Source organism: Sphingomonas sp. (genome assembly GCF_048595155.1).
GTDB lineage: Bacteria > Pseudomonadota > Alphaproteobacteria > Sphingomonadales > Sphingomonadaceae > Sphingomonas_I.
The window spans coordinates 40,524-60,814 of sequence record NZ_JBMDXN010000018.1; the positions used below are offsets into that span (position 1 = coordinate 40,524).

General features: G+C 65.1%; 9 protein-coding genes. 3 read left to right on the forward strand and 6 right to left on the reverse strand.

Translation table 11 applies throughout. The annotated features are described in order from the left end of the window. Positions 1–155: 155 nt before the first annotated feature. The 3 genes from ACOJSI_RS03625 (at position 156) to ACOJSI_RS03635 (ending at position 6,859) form a co-directional block, all read left to right on the forward strand. A complete protein-coding gene (locus ACOJSI_RS03625; RefSeq protein ID WP_420136898.1) occupies positions 156–3,038 on the forward strand; it encodes a TonB-dependent receptor domain-containing protein in 2,883 nt (960 codons plus the stop codon). A 138-nt stretch (positions 3,039–3,176) separates the two neighbouring features. Beyond that, complete coding sequence (locus ACOJSI_RS03630; protein ID WP_420136899.1) at positions 3,177–5,582, forward strand: TonB-dependent receptor plug domain-containing protein; 2,406 nt, start codon at positions 3,177–3,179, stop codon at positions 5,580–5,582. An 11-nt stretch (positions 5,583–5,593) separates the two neighbouring features. Beyond that, entirely contained in the window at positions 5,594–6,859 is a 1,266-nt protein-coding gene (locus ACOJSI_RS03635) for an aminotransferase class V-fold PLP-dependent enzyme (RefSeq protein ID WP_420136900.1), read from the forward strand. A 105-nt stretch (positions 6,860–6,964) separates the two neighbouring features. Here ACOJSI_RS03635 and ACOJSI_RS03640 read toward each other — a convergent pair whose 3' ends face one another. The 6 genes from ACOJSI_RS03640 to ACOJSI_RS03665 are packed head-to-tail and all read right to left on the reverse strand — an operon-like array spanning position 6,965 to position 20,180. Next, positions 6,965–8,908 carry an alpha-L-fucosidase gene (locus ACOJSI_RS03640; protein ID WP_420136901.1) on the reverse strand — a complete coding sequence of 648 codons (1,944 nt, stop codon included), beginning with the start codon at positions 8,906–8,908 and terminating at the stop codon, positions 6,965–6,967. Further along, complete coding sequence (locus tag ACOJSI_RS03645; protein ID WP_420136902.1) at positions 8,905–11,241, reverse strand: GH92 family glycosyl hydrolase; 2,337 nt, start codon at positions 11,239–11,241, stop codon at positions 8,905–8,907. The genes ACOJSI_RS03640 and ACOJSI_RS03645 overlap by 4 nt, the downstream gene beginning before the upstream one ends. Then, positions 11,238–12,659, reverse strand: coding sequence for a glycoside hydrolase family 125 protein (locus tag ACOJSI_RS03650; RefSeq protein WP_420136903.1), 1,422 nt, complete (start codon positions 12,657–12,659; stop codon positions 11,238–11,240). Before ACOJSI_RS03650 ends, ACOJSI_RS03645 begins: the two co-directional genes overlap by 4 nt. After that, positions 12,656–15,202: a glycoside hydrolase family 3 C-terminal domain-containing protein gene (locus ACOJSI_RS03655; protein ID WP_420136904.1), complete on the reverse strand. Its 2,547-nt coding sequence runs from the start codon at positions 15,200–15,202 to the stop codon at positions 12,656–12,658. Before ACOJSI_RS03655 ends, ACOJSI_RS03650 begins: the two co-directional genes overlap by 4 nt. Next, positions 15,202–17,787 (reverse strand): beta-mannosidase, encoded by a 2,586-nt coding sequence (locus ACOJSI_RS03660; protein ID WP_420136905.1) that lies wholly within the window; start codon positions 17,785–17,787, stop codon positions 15,202–15,204. Before ACOJSI_RS03660 ends, ACOJSI_RS03655 begins: the two co-directional genes overlap by 1 nt. Further along, positions 17,784–20,180, reverse strand: coding sequence for a beta-N-acetylhexosaminidase (locus tag ACOJSI_RS03665; protein ID WP_420136940.1), 2,397 nt, complete (start codon positions 20,178–20,180; stop codon positions 17,784–17,786). Before ACOJSI_RS03665 ends, ACOJSI_RS03660 begins: the two co-directional genes overlap by 4 nt. Between the last annotated feature and the right edge of the window lie 111 nt (positions 20,181–20,291).

The window sequence follows — 20,291 nt, forward strand, 5'->3', positions numbered from 1 at the left end:
GGGGATCTTTCGCCGCATGCGCGGTGTTCCCGCATTTGTTGCGTTTGGGTAACAGAATCAAGACATCTGTGTTGCAACGCAAAATGGACCTTTTGTGATATTGTTGGTCCACCCCTTGAGGAACAGCCTGCAGGTTCATCAACAAGGGGGTGAACATGATCGTCGGCAAGCTTATCCGGTACGGTATATCGGCATCGGCTCTAATTGTGGCAGGCGCGCAGGGTGCGCTCGCACAATCGGTCACTACGGAGGCGGCCGCCCCGAGTGCGGACGCGGGTGAAGAAATCGTCGTAACCGGTTCGCGCATTCGCGGTAATCCGCTCGAACAGAGCACGCCGGTCGTCACGGTCGATCAGACCTCATTGCAGCGCACTGGCCTGTCCGCCCTGGCGGACGTACTGCAACGGTTGCCGAGCGCCAGCGGCGGTCTGAACAGCAAGGTCAACAATAGCGGCAATATCGGCAATCCGCCCGACGGTGGCGGCGTGGGCGCGGGATCCGCCGAGATCGACCTGCGATATCTGCGCGCCAAGCGGACCTTGGTGCTGGTCGACGGCATGCGCTACGTCAACGGCTCATCCGGCAGCGGCATTCCCTCCACGGTCGATCTCAACACGATCCCCGTGAACATGATCGACCGGGTCGAAGTCCTGCAATCCGGTCAATCGCCGCTGTACGGATCGGACGCGCTGGCAGGCGTTGTAAACATCATCACCAAGGCATCGCAGGAAGGTCTACAGGTATCCGGACAGTTCGGCACGTTCCGGCAGGGCGATGGCCATACCCAGGATTATCAGGCCAGCTACGGCATCAATGGTCCGACGACGCATGTCGTGATCGGTGCGAACTATGTGAAGCAGGAAGCCGTCCGCACCCGCGACCGCAAGATCTCCCAGTTCCCAAATCCGGGCCAAACCAGCTGTACCGATCCCATTGGCGGCTGCTCCGGCTCGACCGTCAATGGCTATTACGACGTGCTGGGCGGGCCGGTGCTGACAGTGAAGACCAATCCCATCACGGGGCGGCCGCGCTATGACCCGGCCGATCCGACGGGACCGAACAGTGACTACCGGGCCCTGACGACCGCCGATCGCTTCAACTTCGCGCCCTATAACTACTTCCTGACGCCGTCCGAGCGCTATGGTTTCTTTGGCAGCTTCAAGCAGGAGATTACGTCCAGCATCAATCTACGCCTGAAGGCGAATTATACGCGCCGCAATTCGCAGAACCAGGCAGCGTTCCTGCCGCTGGTGATCGGCCCCGATGCCGGCAACGGCAATCTGCTCGACACGATCTCGGTCGACGCCACCAATCCCTACAATCCGTTCGGTGTGACCTTGTCGGCCGGCGGTGTCGGCAATCCGCCCGCAAACTATTCGACGGTACGTCGCCGCCTGGTGGAAGCCGGCCAGCGCACCTACACCCAGCACGTCAACACCTTTTCGATGACGGGCACCCTCGACGGATCGTTCTCGATCGGCAGCCGCAAATTCTATTGGGATGTGAATGCGGTCATCGGCATCAACGACGCCAAGCAAAGCTTCACGGGCAACATCAATGCGGCCAAGCTTGCCCAGGCGCTCGGCCCGGTATCGGCCTGTACGGGCGCTTGCGTGCCGTTCAACATCTTCGGCGGCCTTGGATCGGTCACGCCGGCGATGCTCGATTTCATCGGCTTCACCGAACGGGACGAAAGCTCGCAGCGGCTGAACGATTATACCGCTAACCTGACCGGCGACCTGTTCGATTTGCCGGCCGGCCCGGTTGGGGTCGCGATCGGCTATGAGCATCGCTACCAGGAGGGGCGGTTCCTACCGGATGCGGTGATCGTTGCCGGGCTGGGTGCGGATATTCCGGCGCAACCGGCCCAAGGCCATTATCATTCGGATGAATTTTACGGAGAGCTGCGGGTCCCGCTGATTCACGACACGCCCTTCATCAAGTCACTGGAGTTTGACGGCGCCGTCCGTCACTCCCGCTATTCGACCAGCGGCAACAACACGACTTTCACGGCCAGCGGCCTGTGGAAGCCGGTCAAGGATTTGCTGTTCCGTGGGTCCTATGCGGAGGGTTTCCGTGCGCCGAGCATCGGCGAGTTGTTCGGCGCAGCCTCGCGTTCCGACGCGCCGATCGACGATCCTTGCACCAACGTTGCCGGCTCACCCTACCAAGCGTCCGCCACGGTCCGCGCCAATTGCACGGCAAACGGCGTACCCGCCAACGGCAGCTACCAGGAACCGAGAGGCGGCCAGTTGGGTGTTCTGACGGGCGGCAACGAGGCGCTGCGGCCGGAAACGTCCCGCACGTGGCTGTTCGGCGGCGTCTATTCACCCGATTGGGCGCGCACGAGCGGCTTCGCGCGCAACCTGAGCCTTGAGGTTAACTATTACGACGTGAAGGTATCGGATGCGATCGCACCGGTGGATGCGCAGCTCACGCTGAGCCGCTGCGCGGAGACGGGCGATGCGTTGAGCTGTGCGGCGATCACCCGCACGCCAAACGGGCTGATTTCGCGCATCAACGCGCAGCTGCAGAATATCGGCGGGATCCGAACCAAAGGGTTCGACGTGACCTTCAACTATCAGGCGCCGACAACCTCGATCGGCAATTTCGGCCTTTCCGCCAATGCCAACATCCTGACCAAATATACCGAGACCTTCCCGGCGGCAGTCGGGTTCGTCACAACAAATTATCGTGGAACAACGCGCGGCTTCCCCGATCAATCCTATCCCAAGTTCAAGGGCAATGCCGTACTCGACTGGCAGCTTGGCGACGTGGGGGCGTCGTTCACGGGACGCTATATCAAGGCGGTGCGGGAGGCCGATGGCAGCCGGTTGGGCAACACCTTCTATGGTGACGCTCAAATCACGCTGGTTCCGGCCTTCATCTCCGACCGCCTGCTGCTGACCGTAGGCGTAAACAACGTGTTCAACCAGGATCCGCCTGCCTGCACGAGCTGCACCGGGCCTAATTACGATCCGACCACTTATGACGTGCCCGGCCAGTTCGGATACGTCCGCTTGTCCTTCAAGCTCTAGACCGACCCGGCATGGCGGCGCTCTCTCTCTCCTGGGAGCGCCGCTATCTTCCGGGTCGAGCGCAGCTGGCCGTTCCTGACGCCATCCTGTCATCGAGCGCGATCATGGCCGCGGCTTCACGCCGGGGGATTGCACTTCATGATCGACATTTATCGCAGCGCGTTCGGCCTGCTGCCGTTGCTGCTGACCGCCACGCCGGCCTTTGCCGATACGCCTGCGAACGCGATGACGGAGCAAGGCGGCGATACGATCATCGTTACCGGCACGCGCCAGCAGGCTCAGACGAAATATGAAGCGCTGTCGCCGATCGATGTCTTTTCTGGCGCGACAGTGCGTTCCACCGTCTCCAGCAGCCTCGACGCTACGCTGGCGCAGCTCGTGCCGACCTTCAACGTTAAGCGCCTGCCGGCGGCCGACGGCCCGCAGTTCGTACGCCCCGCGACCCTGGACGGCCTGTCGCCGGACATGACGCTGGTGATGCTGAACGGCAAGCGCTTCCACCGATCCGCCTTTCTCAATACGGGTGGCGCGCAGGCGGCCGATCTGGTGCAAATTCCCAATTACGACATCGGACGGGTCGAGGTGCTGCGGGATGGCGCATCGGCGCAATATGGCTCCGATGCCATTGCCGGCGTCATCAACATCATTCTCGACGATAAGCCCGGCTATGCGGCCTATGCTCAAGGCTCCCAATATTACAAAGGAGACGGGCGGCAGTGGCAAACGGGCGCCAGAGCGGGCTTCGCCCTTTCGGGCGGCGGTCATCTTGTTCTGACCGGCGAATATAGCGACGCCAATGCGACGTCGCGCACGCGCCAGCGCGCCGACGCGATTGCTTTCCAGGCGGCTAACCCCACGATCGCGGTAGCTGATCCGGTGCAGCATTGGGGCAATCCTGAATTCAAGGCGCTCAAATTCGCGGTAGACGCCGCCAAATCGCTGGGCGGAGAGCTGGAAGCTTATGCCTTCGGCACCTTTGCCCGCACGCGCGGTATCAGCGACATCAACTGGCGTAACCCGTCCACCAATCCCAACATCTTCGGCCAGACGGCGATCTTTCCCGGCTTCGATCTGAAGACCATCTATCCCGCCGGTTTCACCCCGCGCGAGGGTATCCGCGCCAATGATGGTCAGGGTGTGATCGGGCTCCGCAGTACCGGCGGCGGCGTGTTCACGTGGGATCTCAGCGGATCCTATGGCACCAATGACAGCCGCTTCCTTCTGAAGAATTCCATCAATGCGTCGTTGGGGCCGAACAGCCCGTTCGATTTCAACCTGGGCCATCAGATCCAGCGCGAATTCAATCTGAATGCGGACGGCGTCTATCGGCTTGATCTGCCCTTTCTGGCAAAGCCGCTGAACATCGCCTTCGGCGCGGAACGAAGGGTCGAAACCTATAAGGTCAAGGCCGGCGACCCGGCATCTTACCAGGTCGGTCCGGGCGCTGCCGCCGGGCTCGCTGCCCAATCCAACGGTTTTCCGGGCTTCGGCCCCCAGCAGGCGGGCAGATGGCGGCAGACCGATTATGCCGGCTATGTCGACCTGCAGGCGGCGCTGACGGATCGCTGGACAGTCGGCGCAGCGATCCGGGACGAACATTATAATACGTTCGGAAACACCTTTAACTATAAGCTGTCGACCCGCCTGGAGCTGACCCCCGCCATCGCCGTGCGCGGCGCCTATTTGACCGGTTTCAAGGCGCCCAGCCCTGGGCAGCTGAACGCGACCAGCATCAGCCAGGGTCTCGATACCCGCACGCTGCAATTGTTCACGACCGGGCGACTTTCGCCATTGAATCCGGTGGCGGCGTTCTTCGGTGCGAAGCCGCTCGAGCCGGAGGAATCACGGACGTTCACCGGCGGGTTGGTCTGGCGCACCAATTCGGGGTTCAGCGGATCGATCGATGCCTACCGCACCAAAGTCGAGAAGCGCTTCAGCACATCAGCCACCTTCACCGTCACGCCAGCGATCCGCGCGCAGCTGGTCGCGCTTGGCGTCTCGGGGGCGAATGACCTCACCAACGTCAACTTCTTCACCAACGATTTCGATACGCGGACGCAGGGCGTGGATGTCGTTATCTCTTACGCGCACCGCGTTGGACCAGGACGGCTGAATGCCACGGCGGCCTATTCCTATACCGACACGAAGGTCCTGTCGGGGTCGCTGGCGTCGGCGGCCAACGTTACCCAGCGTACCATCTTCGAAGAAGGAATCCCCAAGCATAATGCAACCGGCACAGTGACCTACGAGGTCGGCCCGGTCACGCTGCTCGGACGGACGCGCTATTACGGCCCCTGGACCGACTCCAGCGGCAATGCGAGTGGCGATATCTTTCAGAAGTTCGGCGGCGTCGCCTTCTTCGACGCATCGATCGCCTACGCTTTCGACAAGACGGTGACGCTTCGCATCGGCGCAGAAAATATCTTCGGGACCTATCCCCACAAGGCATTGTTCCAGGCCAGCCGCGGCCTCGTCTATTCTCGCAATTCACCCTACGACACCAATGGCGGGAATTATTATGCCCGGCTCGAAATTCGGTATTGAAGGGGCGCCGAATGATGGACGATCTGTCGCGTCGGGGTTTTCTTGCCACGGTAGCCGCGGTGCCGACCGGACTGGCACTGGCGGCACAGGTACAGGCGGCGCCCGACGATAGCCAATATTGGGAGCGGGTCGCGGATCTGTTCGATGCGCCGCCGCCTGGGATCATCCAGCTGGAGAACGGGCATTTCGGGGCGATGACGCGATCCGTCCGGATGGCTTACGCCGCGCATATCGAGCGGGTTAACCGGGAAACCACCCTATATACGCGCGGCGCGATCGGCCCGGACCTTCGCGCGGTGCGTGTGAAGGTGGCGACGCTGCTGGGGGTCGATCCTACCGAAATCGCGTTCACGCGCGGCGGCACGGAATCGATGCAGACGCTGATCCTGGGCTATAACCGGCTGCGGGCGGGTGACGCGGTCCTCTATGCCGATCTCGATTATGACAGCATGCAGACGGCGATGGAGTCGCTCACGCAACGGCGTGGCGTGCGTGTCGTCAAGATAGCGCTGCCCGAACCCGCGAGCCATGATGCGATCATTGCGGCTTATGCCGAGGCGCTGCAGGCCAATCCCCATGTCCGTATGGTGCTGCTGACCCATCTCAGCCATCGCACCGGACTGATCCCGCCGGTGGCCGAGATCATCGCGCTCGCGCGCGAGCACGAGGCCGACGTGCTGCTCGATTGCGGGCACGCGCTTGGCCAGACGGACTTCTCGCTCCGCGCCATGGGCGTCGATTTTGCAGGCCTCAACCTGCACAAATGGATCGGCTCGCCGCTGGGCGTTGGGGTCGTCTACATCCGGCGGGACCGAATTGGCGATATCGATGTCTCTCCGTTGGAGGTGCACAGCGATACGATCGACGCGCGCGTGCACACCGGCTCGATCAATTATGCGGCGCTGCTCACGGTCTCGGATGCGATCGACGTGCATGACAGGATCGGTGTTGCCAACAAGGCTGGCCGGCTGCGTTTCCTCAGGGACCGCTGGACCAGGGCCTTGCGCGGCACGCCAGGTATCGAGATCCTGACGCCGGACGATCCTGCCATGTATGCCGGCATAACCTCATTCAGGCTGACCGGCGTGACATCCATGGCGGCGAATGCAGCGCTGCGTAAGTCGTTGTTCGATCGTTGGAACATTTTCACGATCGAACGTGACGGCCCGAGCCGCGGCGCCTGCATCCGCGTCGCGCCTTCCTTCATCAACACGCCTCACCATATCGACCGGCTGATTGCTGCGGTCGACGCGCTACGCATCGAAAAGCGCGCCTAAACATTGGTAAGCAAGCGGGCGGCGTGAACGTGTGCGGACCGGTGCGAACGCTCTAACGGTCGCGCTATCCGCCAGTCGCGGTACCGCCAGTCAAAAGATCTGCCCTCAGCGCGAGGGCGCTTGGCCGTCCGCAGGTGGCACGAACGCCCCGATCTCCGCAACCGCAAGCTTGGCGGCCGGAATAGCGGTGGCGACGAAGGCGAGCCGGAGCAGTCGCGCTGCGCGCGGACGGTCGAACGCCATGCGCTGCGTCTGCAGTGCGTAAGCGATGTTCGGGAACTCGCCGCTGCCGGCCGCTTCCCATTTGCGGCCGTCAAGGCTGGTTTCCGCCTGGTAGTTGCGTGGCGGCGCCACGCCGGTCGCGGCCTTCCGTTCGGGCGTGAGCGTGAAGCCGGCGAGCACATGCGTTGCACCGAAATCGATCGTGATGGTTGCGGGCGCAGCGGTCGTGGGTGCTGGCATCGTCCAGGCGGTGAGGGCATCGCCATCGATGGCAGCCTCCGCGCCCGGTGCGGAGGCTTCGGCGACGCGCCAACCGGACCGCGGCAGCACGCTAATATCGCGGGCGGAGGCCACCGCCACGGCCGCCGGTGCGACTTGTCTGAACAACGCGAACTCGCTGATAGCGGGGCATGCGGGCGCTTCGATGATCCTCAGTCGAACGCGGCGCGCGACAACCGGACGAGGCAGGTGAATGATGCGCTGCGGACCGATGGCCTCACGCTCCGCCAGCGTCGTCCAGCCTTGACCGTCCTGTTGCGCGTCGATGGCGAAGCGCGTGACGCGGGCCCCGAGCGGCAAATGCTCGCGCAGTCGCACGATGTCGAAGGCGCGGCCCGGCGGCAGATCCAGTGTCAGGATCGGCGTGGTCACGTCGTCCGGCGTCGACCAATAGGTGTCGGGCCGTCCGTCGATCGCGCGCGCTGCTGCGAAAGCAGGACCGCGCTCGGCGCTAGCGGTCGCTAGCGCAGCGCGGGCAAGATCGTTGGCATAGGTGGCGCGCTGCGCATCTCCGAACGCCTTCAGGATCGCGACGTCGATGTCGGCCAAGCGCCCGCGGCGGTCCGGCGGCAGGTTGAGGTTGAGGGTGGTGCCCCGGCCGACGGAGGTGGAGAAGATTTCGAGCAGCCGTTCCGGGCTCTTGACCTTGTCATCCTCGTCGGCGTGATAGAACCAGCCGGGCCGGATCGACACGTCGGTCTCCGCCGGCCACCAAAGTGGCGCTCCGCGCACACCGCTCTGCCCTTCCGCCTGGACATAGAGGTGGTCGGGCATGGTCGGCCAGCAGGGGTCGCCGGCAACGCCATCCTCGTTACCGACCCAGCGGATATCGGCGCCGAGCGGGTCGAACGTGCAGGCCATCGGCTGGTATTTGTGGACGAGCGCGATCAGTTCGGGCCAGCGATAATAGCGGGGCGCATCGATCTTTCGCGTCTCCCGCGCGCCGCCATAATAGCCATCACCGCCGTTTGCGCCGTCGAACCAGAATTCGAATAGCTCGCCATATCGGGTGCACAGCTCGGTGATCTGCGCGCGAAAATAGTCGAGATAAGCGGGGCGGCCATAGTCCGGATGATGCCGGTCCCAGGGCGATAGATAGAGGCCGAACGCCAGTCCGGTCGCGCGCGTCGCTGCCGCCATCTCACCCACCACATCGCCGTGGCCGCGCTTATAGGGACTGTTGCGGATGCAGTGTTCGGTCAGCCGGGTCGGCCAGAGGCAGAAGCCGTCATGATGTTTGGCCGTGAGGATTATGCCGCGCATGCCACCGGCCCTTGCCGCCGCGACGATTTGGGCCGGGGAGAAGTCGGTCGGGTTGAACAGCGCAGGGCTTTCGTCGCCATAACCCCATTCGCGTCCGGTGAAGGTGTTGATGGAGAAGTGAACGAAGGCATATTGTTCGCGCGCATGCCATGCGAGCTGGCGCGGGCTCGGGGTCGCGCCCCACGGCCTCGGCGGTGCGACTGTCGGTGCTGCCAGCACCGGCGTGGCGTAAGCTGATGCGGCAAGGCCGGACGCAAGGAGTGTGCGGCGGGAAACCGGGGTCATGAGCGTCCTTGCGAAGGCGGTGGAGAGCCGAAAGATGGGGGCCGATCGGCCATCGCGCGGCCGAAGGCAGGATTGGGGGTGCTGCTCATTATGAAGTGCAGGCGGCCGCCACGGGCCAATTCTTCATGCGCGATCCAGCTACGGGTCCAGGGTCGGCCGTTCCACCGGACTGCCGTCACATAAGGCGTTTCGGCGCGGTTCCCGGGCGCCTCTATCAGCAGCGTCCGGCCGCCGCCCACCCGAACCTCGGCCCGCTCGAACAGGGGAGAGCCGAACACATAAGCCGCTTCCACCGGATCGACGGGATAGAAGCCCAGTGCGGAGAAGACGAACCAGGCGCTCATCTGCCCGCAATCGTCGTTGCCGATGATGCCAGCGGGATCGTTGAGGTACATTTGAGTGCAGAGGCGTCGCACCATGGCCTGCGTCTTCCACGGAGCGCCGACATAGGCATAGAGATAGGCCGCATGCTGATCCGGCTCGTTGCCATGCGAATATTGGCCGACCATCCCGGAGATGTCGGGTGGCGCATTGGCTGGCAGCGTCGAGGGTGCCGTGAACAGCGCGTCCAGCTTCGCCTCGAACGCGACATCGCCGCCCATGTGCCCGATCAGCCCGTAGACGTCATGCTGGTTCAGGAAGGTGGTCTGCCAGCCGTTCGCCTCCGTATAGTCCCGCCACCAGGGCTTGGGCATATGGCCCAGTTGTACCGGATCATAAGGTGCCCACCAACTGCCGTCGGCAAAACGCGGCCGCGCGAAGCCGATCGTGCCATCGACGACGTTGCGCCAATTGTGCGAGCGCCGGAGCAGTCGATCTGCATCGGGGCCCGCGCCCGCGCGACGCGCGATGTGCGACGAGGCCCAATCGTCATAGGCATATTCCTGGGTGCGGCTGACGCTCTCGACCACCTGATCGGCCGGCACATAGCCAAGCCTGTCATAGAGGTTTCGGCCTAGGCTGTTGTCGCGATCCGGTGCGGCAAAGTCGAAACTGCGTCGTCGGATCGCGGGCCAGGCGGCGGCGTAATCGGCGGGGATGCCCTTGGCCTGCGCTTCCGCCAACGGCACGACGCCGTGCCAGCCGATCATTGTCGCGGTTTCCTTGCCCTGCAGCGGCCAGACCAGCGGTCCGAGCGGCGACTGGGTGCTTTGGCGGATCAGGTCGTCGATCAGGCTCTTCGCCCGGATCGGGGCGATCAGTGTCAGCAGGGGATGAAGCGCTCTGTACGTATCCCAGAGCGACCAGGTGCTATAGGCTGCACCGCCGGCGGGCACGCGCGCCGTCTTGCCGTCAAGGGCTGCATACCGCCCATCGACATCGGAAAAGAGCGTTGGGGCGAGCTGCGCATGGTAGAGTGCCGAGGCGAGAATGGTGCGCTGGTCAGCAGTGCCACCCTGCACGGTTATGGCGCTCAGTGCGTCGCGCCAACGCGCGCCGGCGGCGCGATGCACCTGGTCGAAATCCCAATGCGTTCCGGCCTCGGCGGTGAGATTGCCGCGAGCGCCTGCGACATCCACGCCCGAAATCCCGCAGCGAACCAGGACCGGGGAACCTCCGGCTTCGTTGAAATGGAACACCGCCTTCAAGCGTCGCCCTGCGACCTTGGTCGCGCCCGCCGGCTGCTCGACGTCGCCATCCCCGTAGAAGGTTACGCGGTCAGGCCGGCGTGACAGCTGCATCGCGAAGAAGATGCGCCTGCCCTTGGCCCAGCGAAACACCCGCCGTCCGCCTGTCAGCGTACCGTCCGGATCGATCGCCAGGTGGGCGTCGTCGATCAGCGGCTGTGTATCCGACGTGTCGAGCACGAGGTGCGACAGATCGATCAGGATGTGCGCCGGCCCGGACGGAAAGCGATATCGGTGCCAGCCGGTGCGCTCGGTGACGGTCAGCTCCGCCAGCACGCCATTGGCCAACGCAACGCTGTAATAGCCGGGCTCGGCGCGCTCCTGCGAATATCGCTGACGGTAGCCGGTGTCGGGGTCGGCGAGCGATCCCGGCGTCAGCTTGACGCGCCCGCGTGCGGGCACCACCAAAACGTCGAGCATATCGCCGATGCCGGTGCCCGAAAGATGGGTGTGGCTGAACCCCATGATGGAGCTGTCACCCTTGTGATAGCCCGAACAGGTCGCCCACCGCTCCACGTCGGTATCGGGACTGAGCTGCACCATGCCGAACGGTAAAGTCGCGCCGGGATAGGTATGGCCGTCGCCGCCTGTGCCGATGAAAAGGTTCGGTGTGCTGGTATCAGCCGTCCTGGTGAAGCTCGTAGCCGGCCACGCAAGGGCGGCCGTGGTCGAGGCGAGCAAAGTGCGTCGGGTAAGGTTGCTCACAGGGGCTCCGCCAGCAGCGCAGGCCGATGATCGGCCAGTTGGACGATCAGCGCGCCGAACAAGGAATTTGCCCAGGCGAACCAGGGACGGGTAAAACGGGCGGGATCGTTCGCGTCGAAGCTCTCGTGGATGAAGCCGGTATTCGCGTCCGTGTCGCGCAGGGTGCGCAGGCACGAGCGTACCGTGGCATCATCCGCACCGGCGAGGGCGCGCACGATCAGCGACATCGGCCAGATCCAGTCCAGGCCCACATGTGGCCCGCCGATCCCGTCGCCTGCGCGGCCGCGGAAGAAGTAAGGATTGCGGGAGCTCCAAGCCGCCGCTGCGGTGCGACGCCAGCGAGCGTCGGCGGGATCGACGCAGCCGAGCCAGGCCAGCGCCGACAGGGACGGCGCATTGGCATCGTCCATGAACAATGTATTGCCATAGCCGTCGACCTCATAAGCCCAGACGTCGGAGCCGTCCGCCAGCCGCATGGTGCCGTGGCTGGCGAGGCCGGCGGAGATCTCGGCGGCGAGCGCGCGCGCCTCGCTGGCGAGCGCCGCGTCGCGCCGTGCTTGACCCGCCACCTCGGCCAATTCGCGCAATACGGTCACCGCAAACAGGTTCGCCGGCACCAGGAAGGGATAGACGCAGGCATCGTCCGACGGGCGAAAACCGCTGTGGATCATGCCGGTCGGGCGCGCGGGCGCGCCATATCCGTCGAGTGCCATCGTCTCCGTGTTCCGGTCGGATGCGCGCAGAAAGCGGTACGGGCCCGGGCCATTTCGGCGCTGCTGCTCGCGGAACGTGCGCAGGCTGGCGCGGGCCGCGGCCGCCCAGGTGGCATCGAAGGGAGTCGCATCGCCGGTGGCCCGCCAGTAACCATGAGCAAGCCGCATCGGATAGCAGAGCGAGTCCACCTCCCATTTCCGCTCCGCGACGCCGGGCTTCATGTCCGTGCGATCGTGCAACGCCCAGGACAGGTTGGTCGGCGCGGAAGGGTCGTGCATGAAGGCGTTGGCGTAAGGGTCGATCAGGATCGAGCGCGCCTGCCGCGCGATCAGTCCGCGAAACAGAGTGCGCAGGGCCGCATCCCCCCTCACCAGGTGAAGGTAGGGCATGACCTGCGCGGAGGAATCGCGGAGCCACAGGCAGGGTATATCGCCCGTGATGACGAAGGCATCGGGCGCGCCGGCCACTGTGCTCATCCGCACGGTCGTGTCGAGCGTGTTGGGAAAGCAGTTGGCGAACATCTGGCGGAGCTTGGTGTCCGCGATGCGGGGCGACACGCGGGCGATCTCGCGCTCCACCGCGGGACTGATGAAGGCGCGCGCGCCGCGTGTTGGGCGGCGGTCGGGCCAGGCGGGGGCAGAGGCGCGGCTGGCCGCAGTGAGGGCCAGGCCGCCTAGCAGCGCTCCACGTCGGGTGAGCCTCACTTGGCGAGATCCCTGCGCGTGCCGGTGATGCGAAGATCGAACCACACGCCTGGCGCGTCACCCGGCTGGCCGCCGCCGACGAACAGGCGATAGGCACCCGGAACCACGGCACGTATGCCGTCGGGCTCTACCAGGCTCAGGCTGCGGGGATCGAGCGTGAGGCACATCTGCTCCGTGGCGCCGGGCATCAGGGCCACTCGGCGGAACCCGACGAGCTGACGCTGGAGGACGGGTGTGGTGAGCCCCGGCGCGCCGGTCATGGCCGGCGGAACCAGGTAGGCTTGCACCACCTCCTCACCTTCGCGGCGGCCGGCGTTGGTAACAGCCACGTCTACGGTGGCCGGCTGGCCTGCCGCTACCGTTATGGTCGGCGTTCGCGCGCCGTAGGTGTAGCGCGTGAAGCTCAGCCCGTGGCCGAACGGCCAGAGGGGGCGGCCGGTGAAGTAGCGGTAGGTCCGCTCCTTCATGCCATAATCCACAAAGGCAGGCAGATCGGCGGTCTGGGCGTAGAAAGTGACGGGCAGGCGGCCGGACGGGTTATTCGCGCCGGCCAGTGTATCGGCGATGGCCGTGCCCCCACTCTCGCCCGGATACCACGCCGCCAGGATGGCGTCGGCAGCCGACGGATCGACCGCCACCGCGCTGCCGCTCGTCAGCACCACCACCAGCGGCTTGTTCGTGGCTTGGAGCGCGCGGAGTAGTTTCGCCTGCGGGGGCGGCAAAGCAATGTCTGAGCGGTCCCCGCCGATGAACCCCGGCACGCTGACCGACAGCGCTTCGCCTTCTAGGTCGGGCGACAGGCCGACTACCGCCACCACCACGTCGGACGCGCGGGCGGCTGCCACGGCCTGCTTGAGCAGCGGCTCGGCCGGGGGCACCCACAGGAGGCGCAGGCCTTCGTCTTCGCTCCGATGGTCCAGTTCCAGCCGGAAGGGCAGGGGACGCCCGTCGCTGTCCCAGGCGATTTCCATCCGGCCCTTGTTGAAACTTCCCGCCGCCCGCTGCTTCCCGCCGAGCCATAAGCGGGCGACATCGTGGGTGGTGCAATCCTTCCAACAGGCCGGTGCATCAAGGATGAGGCGATATGGGCCCGGCCCAGGTGGCACCAGCGTCCCCTGCCAGCGCACGCCCCAGCGAGCACCGAGACCAGGAATCGGGCTGGCGCGGTTATGGTCCACGTCGATCCGGCGCTCGCGGCGGGAGAGAATGGGCTTGGCCGTGAAATCTCCATCGGCGAAATATTCGGCGATGAGCCCCGGCGCACCGTCGGCCCGCAGCGCCGTTTCGGGCACCACCACGGGGGCGCCGTCCGCCAGCACCGATCCTTGTGCATAACGTACGCGCTCGGCGCCGAAACGCTGGCGGATGCCTTCCAGCGGGGTCACGGGCGCGACCGCCGTCCCATGATAATTGCCCTGCAGCACGCCCAGATCGTCCGCGTCCGCGCCGACCACCGCGATGCGGGTGCCGGCCGCAAGTGGCAGCCGGTTGCCCCGGTTCTGCAGCAGCACGATGGACTCGCGTGCCGCCTCCAGCGCAATCGCATGATGGGCCGGTGTGACGACGTCGGTAGGCTTTATGCTGGCCCAAGGATTGTCGGCGCCGAAGGCGATGCCAAGCGCGCGGCGCGCGGCCAAGGCGCGGCCGAGCGCCGCGTCAACTTCGGCCGTTGTCACCAGCCCGCGCGCCGTCGCCTGGGGCAAGGCGGCATAGGTCGTTCCGCAGTTGAGGTCCGTGCCGCCCCTCAGGGTGGCCGCCGCGGCCGCCGCAGCATCGCGCCGGTAATGGTGAAACTGATAGACGTTCCCCACGGCGTCGCAGTCGGACACGGTGAAGCCCTGGAACCCCCAGTCATGCCGCAGCCGGTCGACCAGCAGGCTTTTGTTTGCGCAGGCCGGCACGCCGCCAATGGCATTGTAGGCGCACATCAGCGAGCCGGCATGCCCCTCGGTTACCGCCATGCGAAATGCCGGGAGATAGGTTGCCTCCAGATCCTGCGGGCTGGGATCGACGTCGAAACCGTCGCGGCCCGCCTCCGGCCCACTGTGCACCGCGAAATGTTTGGGCGTGGCAATGGCGCGGGGATGCGCGGGGTCGGGGCCCTGAATGCCGGTGACGAAGGCCACGCCTAGCCTTCCAGTGAGGTAAGGATCCTCACCATAAGTTTCCTGCCCGCGGCCCCAGCGGGGATCACGAAAGATGTTGATGTTGGGCGACCAGATGGTCAGCCCTTCGTAGATGCGGCGGTCCGCCCCTACCGGCCCCGCATTGAAGCGCGCGCGCGCTTCGATCGAAACCACCTCGCCGATGCGGTGGACCAAGTCTTCGTCCCAGGTGGCGGCCATGCCGATTGCCTGAGGGAAAACAGTGGCGTGCCCGTTGCGGGCAATGCCGTGGAGTCCTTCGCTCCACCAATCATAGGCGGGCAGGCCGATCTTCCGGTCGGCAGGCGCGCTGCTTTGCAGCTGCGCTGCCTTCTCCTCAATCGTCATACGCGCGATCGTGGCCGTCACCGGATCGGCCGCGAGAAGCAAGAGAGCCATCATCGGCGGCTTCCGAGCGAGCGGAGGGTGAGGGCCCGGGCAAGCCGGGCAGGCGTCATGGCCGATGCTACGGTCACCGTGCGGCTTTCGCCCGGCATCAAGTCAAAGCCGTTGTCGGACGGGTGGGCAACGACCGCACCGAAATCGAGCATGATCGCACGGGCCAGCGCACGCGCCGTTACGGTCAGCCGGTTGCCCTGCCACGTCGCGGTAAGACCGGGATCGGGATAGGCCATGTCCTTTGGCGGCAGGCGTTCGATCACCGTACGGCTCACCTCCCGGCCGCCGACCGCCAGGTCCGCGATGGCGTAGCTGGCGGCCGGTGCTGCACCGGCGAAAAGGTCGGCATCTGAAAGCGACGCCGCTTCGGTCGCGGACAAGGGCGCCAGTGTCACATCGGCGTCGCGCTGGCCCAGCCGCTGGCCCATCATGTCGAAGGCGCGCACCCGCCAGTGGGCCGCGAGCGGTTCCGTCCCGTCGGAGACGAGCGCGAGGCGAGTGGCGCCGTCCCGATGTTCAGCCACGATCGCCTGAGGTGTGAAAAAGCGCCGTGCTTCATACTGGAGCAGCTTCCATCCTCCGTCATGGTCGATGCTCGACCAGGAGATAACAGGCCATACGTCGTTGAGCTGCCAGAAGAGTGAGCCCATCGTTACCGGCCGGCAAGCACGGTGGTGCAGGGCCGCCATGGCGATGGCCTGCGCCTGCTCGACCTGCGACAGATAGACGAAATCCGGGAAATCCTTGGGCTCACCCAAGCGCTGACGCATGTAGAAGAGCAGGCGTTCGTTGCCTTCACCAGCCAAAAATTTCTGGTGGGCGCGCATAACCGGGCTGTCGGGCGAAAGCGGCAATTTTCCGGCAAAGGCCTTAATCGTGGAAAGCTCGGGCGCGCCCTGGAAGCCATATTCAGACATGAAGCGCGGGCAGCTATCGAGATAGCGCTCCACCGGCTTCGACCCCGACCAAACGTCCCAAAAATGTCGGTCGCCGGCCGCGTCCGTATCGACCGGTCCCTGATAGTCGTCGGATGGTGAATTTGCCCAGTATGGCGTGCCAGGCGCACCCGCCGTCACTGCATCACGCAGCGTGCGATCGAACAGCAACGCTAGGCCGACGCCGACGCGTTCCTGCTCATCTGGCCCCACCGCCTGCTTGAACGCCTTGCGATCCGACCAATTGTCCCAGCCGGCCAATATCTCGTTGCCGCCCGACCAGAGGACGATGGACGGGTGGGAGCCAAGCCGCTCGACCTGTTCGTTCGCCTCCGCGGCGACGTTGGCGCGGAAGGCAGGGTCGGGCGGGGGGACGCCACCGCCGAACATGAAGTCCTGCCAGACCATCAGTCCAAGCTCGTCCGCCAGGTCATAAAAGCCGTCGTCGAGGTAGGTGCCGCCGCCCCAGACGCGCAGCATATTCATGTTGGCATCGCGCGCCGCCTGTAGCAGCGGACGCATCGCGGCCACCGTTACCCGCGCCGGAAAGGCGTCGAACGGGATCAGGTTTGCGCCCTTGGCGAATATGGGGATGCCGTTCACGCGGAAGCCCATGGCGCCCGCATCGCGGATCAACTCGACGGTGCGTAGCCCGATCCGCCGGTCCGCTGCATCGAGGCGGACGCCGTCGCGCTCGACGGCGACAGCCACCCGGTAAAGCGGTTGCGCGCCATAGCCGGCCGGCTGCCAGCGCTGGGGATGGGGAATGATCAGCGGCACCGTGACGCGGGTTACGCCTTCCGCCACATTTGCCTGCTGTACACCTTCGACAATGCTGCCGTCGGGGCCCTGCGCGGTGGCACGCACGGTGATCGATTCTGCACGATCGGCGCGCACGTGCACAGCGACCCCCAGCCGGGCTTCGACGTCACTGAGTGCCTGCTGGTCGACGCGCGTCCGATCGATGCGGAGGTCGTCCCACGCTTGGAGCCGCACAGGCTGCCAGATGCCGATGGTCAGGATCCGCGGCCCCCAATCCCAGCCGTAATGATATTGTGGCTTGCGAACGTAGGGGGAAGTCTGTCGCCCCTTGGGTTCGTCGCCGAACGCGGAATCATAATTGCCGGGCAAGGGATGGGCTGCCGCGAGCACCTGCGGCTGAACCGTGGGCACCGGGGCCGCAAAAGTGATTACGACCTCGTTATCACCCAGGCGGAGCCACGGCTTGGCGGGAATGCGCCAGCGTCGGAACGCGTTGTCGGCGCGCAAGGACAGGTGCCCGTTGATCGTTACGGTCGCGAAGGTGTCGAGGCCATCGAGCACAAGGTCGAGATGGTCGCGCGCCAGTATCGCCGGAGTGATTCTCAGATGACGCCGATACTCCCAGCCGGTGCTGCCGACCCACTGGATTGCGCCTTCATTCAGCCCGTTGAACGGATCGGGCACGCGGCCGGCGGCCAGCAAATCCTGCTGGATGCTGCCTGGCACATGCGCGGCGAACGGCCGCCCTTCGCGTGGGTGCGCGATCAGGGCGCCCTTGTCAGCCGGCGCGATCCGGGCCTGCCACCCGTCATTGAGCAACATCGTTGTCACCGGCGCCGCCGCGGCAGGCACGGCGCAAAGCAGCAGCGGGAGGACCGAAAGCCTCATCGGCGTTCGACCAGGCGCACCTGCTCCACCGCATAGAAGGGTTCAGAGATGGGCGAGGTGAACTGGAAACACACGTCGCGATCGCCATCCATCTTCGGAAGCGATCCTGAAAAGGTCATGCGTGGAGGCGAGCGGTCAGGATCCGGCAGCGGGAAACTCGCAGCGATCACCGGCTTGGGCGCGTCTGCATCCGGCGGACCCTTGCGATCACCCTGGCAGCCCGCCAGTACGAGCAACTCGCCGTGCGCCGTCACGTTATAAGCCGCGCGCACCGCCTTCGCCTCGTGCGCCAGTCCGTAGTTGCGCGCCAGCCGATCGACGATGACGGTGAAGCCGCCAGCCAGGTCGAGCGGCGCGGCGGGATATGCGGTGCAGGTATCGAATAGGTTGACGTTGAAGACCGGCGCGTTGGCGGTCGCGTCCGCAGTGCGCGGCACGCGCAACCCCAGGCTGCCGAGCGGGCAGGATACAAGGTCCGACGCACTCCGGGTCAGCAGCGCTTCGCGATCGGTGTCGAAGGCACGTGGTGCCGCGGTAGGGCGGCCAGAAGCGTCGAACCCCAAAGCGCGGATCGTAACACCCGGTGGCAGCGTCAACGGCGCGAGGTACCGCGCCGACCGAGCGGAGGGCGCTGAACCGTCCAGCGTGTAACGGATTGTGCCCGCCGGCGCCTGTGTCACCAGCGCGACTTTGACCCTGTTGGCGCGTAGCGCCTCGCCTCGGCTGCTCTGCAGCTTGGGCGTGACAGCGAACGCAGAATCCGCAACCTCCAGCCCGGCTCGGCGCCAGCGCGCGATTTGCGGCCGCAACCGTTCGACGAATCCGGGGAAGTTACGCGGCGCCGCGCTCCACGTGATGTCCGCGAGCGCGCCGATGCGGGGGAATATTGCGTGCTGCAACTGCCAGGGGGTGGCGAGATATTCGCTCCACGCATTCGCCTGTGCACCCAGCACGTGGCCGGCTTTGGCGGGGTCGATGCCTTTAGGCAGCGGCTCGTAGGCATAGACGTCGGCCAGCGTTTGAATGGAAAGCCGGCCGGGCGGCTCGTCATTTTGATCGCTCTGAAGACTGTCGAGGTACAGGATCGGCGCCGGCGACAACACTACATCGTGCCCCTGATTGGCGGCATCCACGGCGCCCTGTTCGCCCCGCCATGACATGACGGAGGCGGACGGCGGCAAGCCGCCTTCCAGTATCTCGTCCCAGCCGATCAGTCGCCGGCCTTTGGTAGCGAGGTAGCGGCCAAATGTGTCGATCAACCAGCTTTGCAATTCGTTCTCGGTCGCAATGCCGAGCGCCTTCATCTGCGCCTGCACCTTGGGGGATCGCTCCCACTGGTCCTTGACCGCCTCGTCCCCACCCAGGTGCACATAGGTGCCGGGGAAAACGTCGATCAGCTCGTCCAGCACGTCCTCGACAAAGCGCACGCCCTTGGGACCAGGATCAAGCAGGTAAGGGTTAACGCCCCAATCATGACTGACGGCGGGCGTGTCGCCCAATACGCCGATCTCCGGATAGGCGCTGACCAGCGCCTGGGCATGGCCCGGCAGATCGATTTCGGGTACGATCGTGATACCGCGCTCGGCCGCATAGGAGACAAGGCGACGCAGTTCCGCCTGCGTGTAGAAGCCACCAACCTGCTCGGGCGGTGGCGGGCCGCCCGTGGACGGAGCGATCCGCCACGCGCCGACCTGCGTGAGCCGGGGATACCGCTTCACTTCAAAGCGCCAGCCCTGATCGTCGGTCAGGTGGAGGTGCAGGACGTTAAGCTTCACGGATGCCATCTGGTCGACGATCAACGTCAGTGCCGAAAGCGGCACGAAATGGCGCGCTGTGTCCACCATCAGTCCGCGCCAGCCGAAGCGCGGTGCGTCCACGATGGTGAGCGCAGGCACACGCACCGGCTGGCCGAAGCGGTCGTCCGGGCTGAGTAGCTGGGCCAGCGTCATCGCGCCATTGACGAACCCCGCATGAGAGCCCGCGATAACGTCAATCCCACTTTGGCCGACCGTCAATCGGTAAGCTTCCGGTCGGGTGAGGGCGGGGTCGCGTACGAAATGGACGGAGGCAGTCTGCGTGTCAGCCACTTGCAGAGCGAGACCCCGCTCGCCGGCGACGTGCGCCATCAGCAGCTTGGCAGCACCGATGGCGTCCGCATCGCCTGCGGGAACAGCAATTCCGGTGCCGCTATCAATCGTCACGCTGCCGGCTTGATATGTTAGGCTCGTCGGGCGTGGCAGCAGCGCCACCGATCGATCAGAAGCAAGAGCCGGTGCCGCGCTTCCGACGCTGGCCAAAACCGCAGCGATCCAAGCCGCTGCCCCCTTCGACATCGTCATGCTGCGCCCCGTCTTTTCTGTACGACATGCAAACCAGTACCGTACAACATGCATAACCAATGTAGATCCAAGCGCAAGCGACTGTTCGGACCGGAGTGGGGCTATGGGACCAACCGATCATGTTAAGGGATTGTGAGCAATCTCCGTGCTGCTATCTGTTTGTGG

Bases quoted from the DNA above. Each gene is read 5' to 3' on its own strand.
- ACOJSI_RS03660 (WP_420136905.1), bottom strand. From the start codon at position 17,787: ATGAGGCTTTCGGTCCTCCCGCTGCTGCTTTGCGCCGTGCCTGCCGCG.
- ACOJSI_RS03640 (WP_420136901.1), bottom strand. From the start codon at position 8,908: ATGACCCCGGTTTCCCGCCGCACACTCCTTGCGTCCGGCCTTGCCGCA.
- ACOJSI_RS03625 (WP_420136898.1), top strand. From the start codon at position 156: ATGATCGTCGGCAAGCTTATCCGGTACGGTATATCGGCATCGGCTCTA.
- ACOJSI_RS03630 (WP_420136899.1), top strand. From the start codon at position 3,177: ATGATCGACATTTATCGCAGCGCGTTCGGCCTGCTGCCGTTGCTGCTG.
- ACOJSI_RS03635 (WP_420136900.1), top strand. From the start codon at position 5,594: ATGATGGACGATCTGTCGCGTCGGGGTTTTCTTGCCACGGTAGCCGCG.
- ACOJSI_RS03655 (WP_420136904.1), bottom strand. From the start codon at position 15,202: ATGGCTCTCTTGCTTCTCGCGGCCGATCCGGTGACGGCCACGATCGCG.
- ACOJSI_RS03665 (WP_420136940.1), bottom strand. From the start codon at position 20,180: ATGCATGTTGTACGGTACTGGTTTGCATGTCGTACAGAAAAGACGGGG.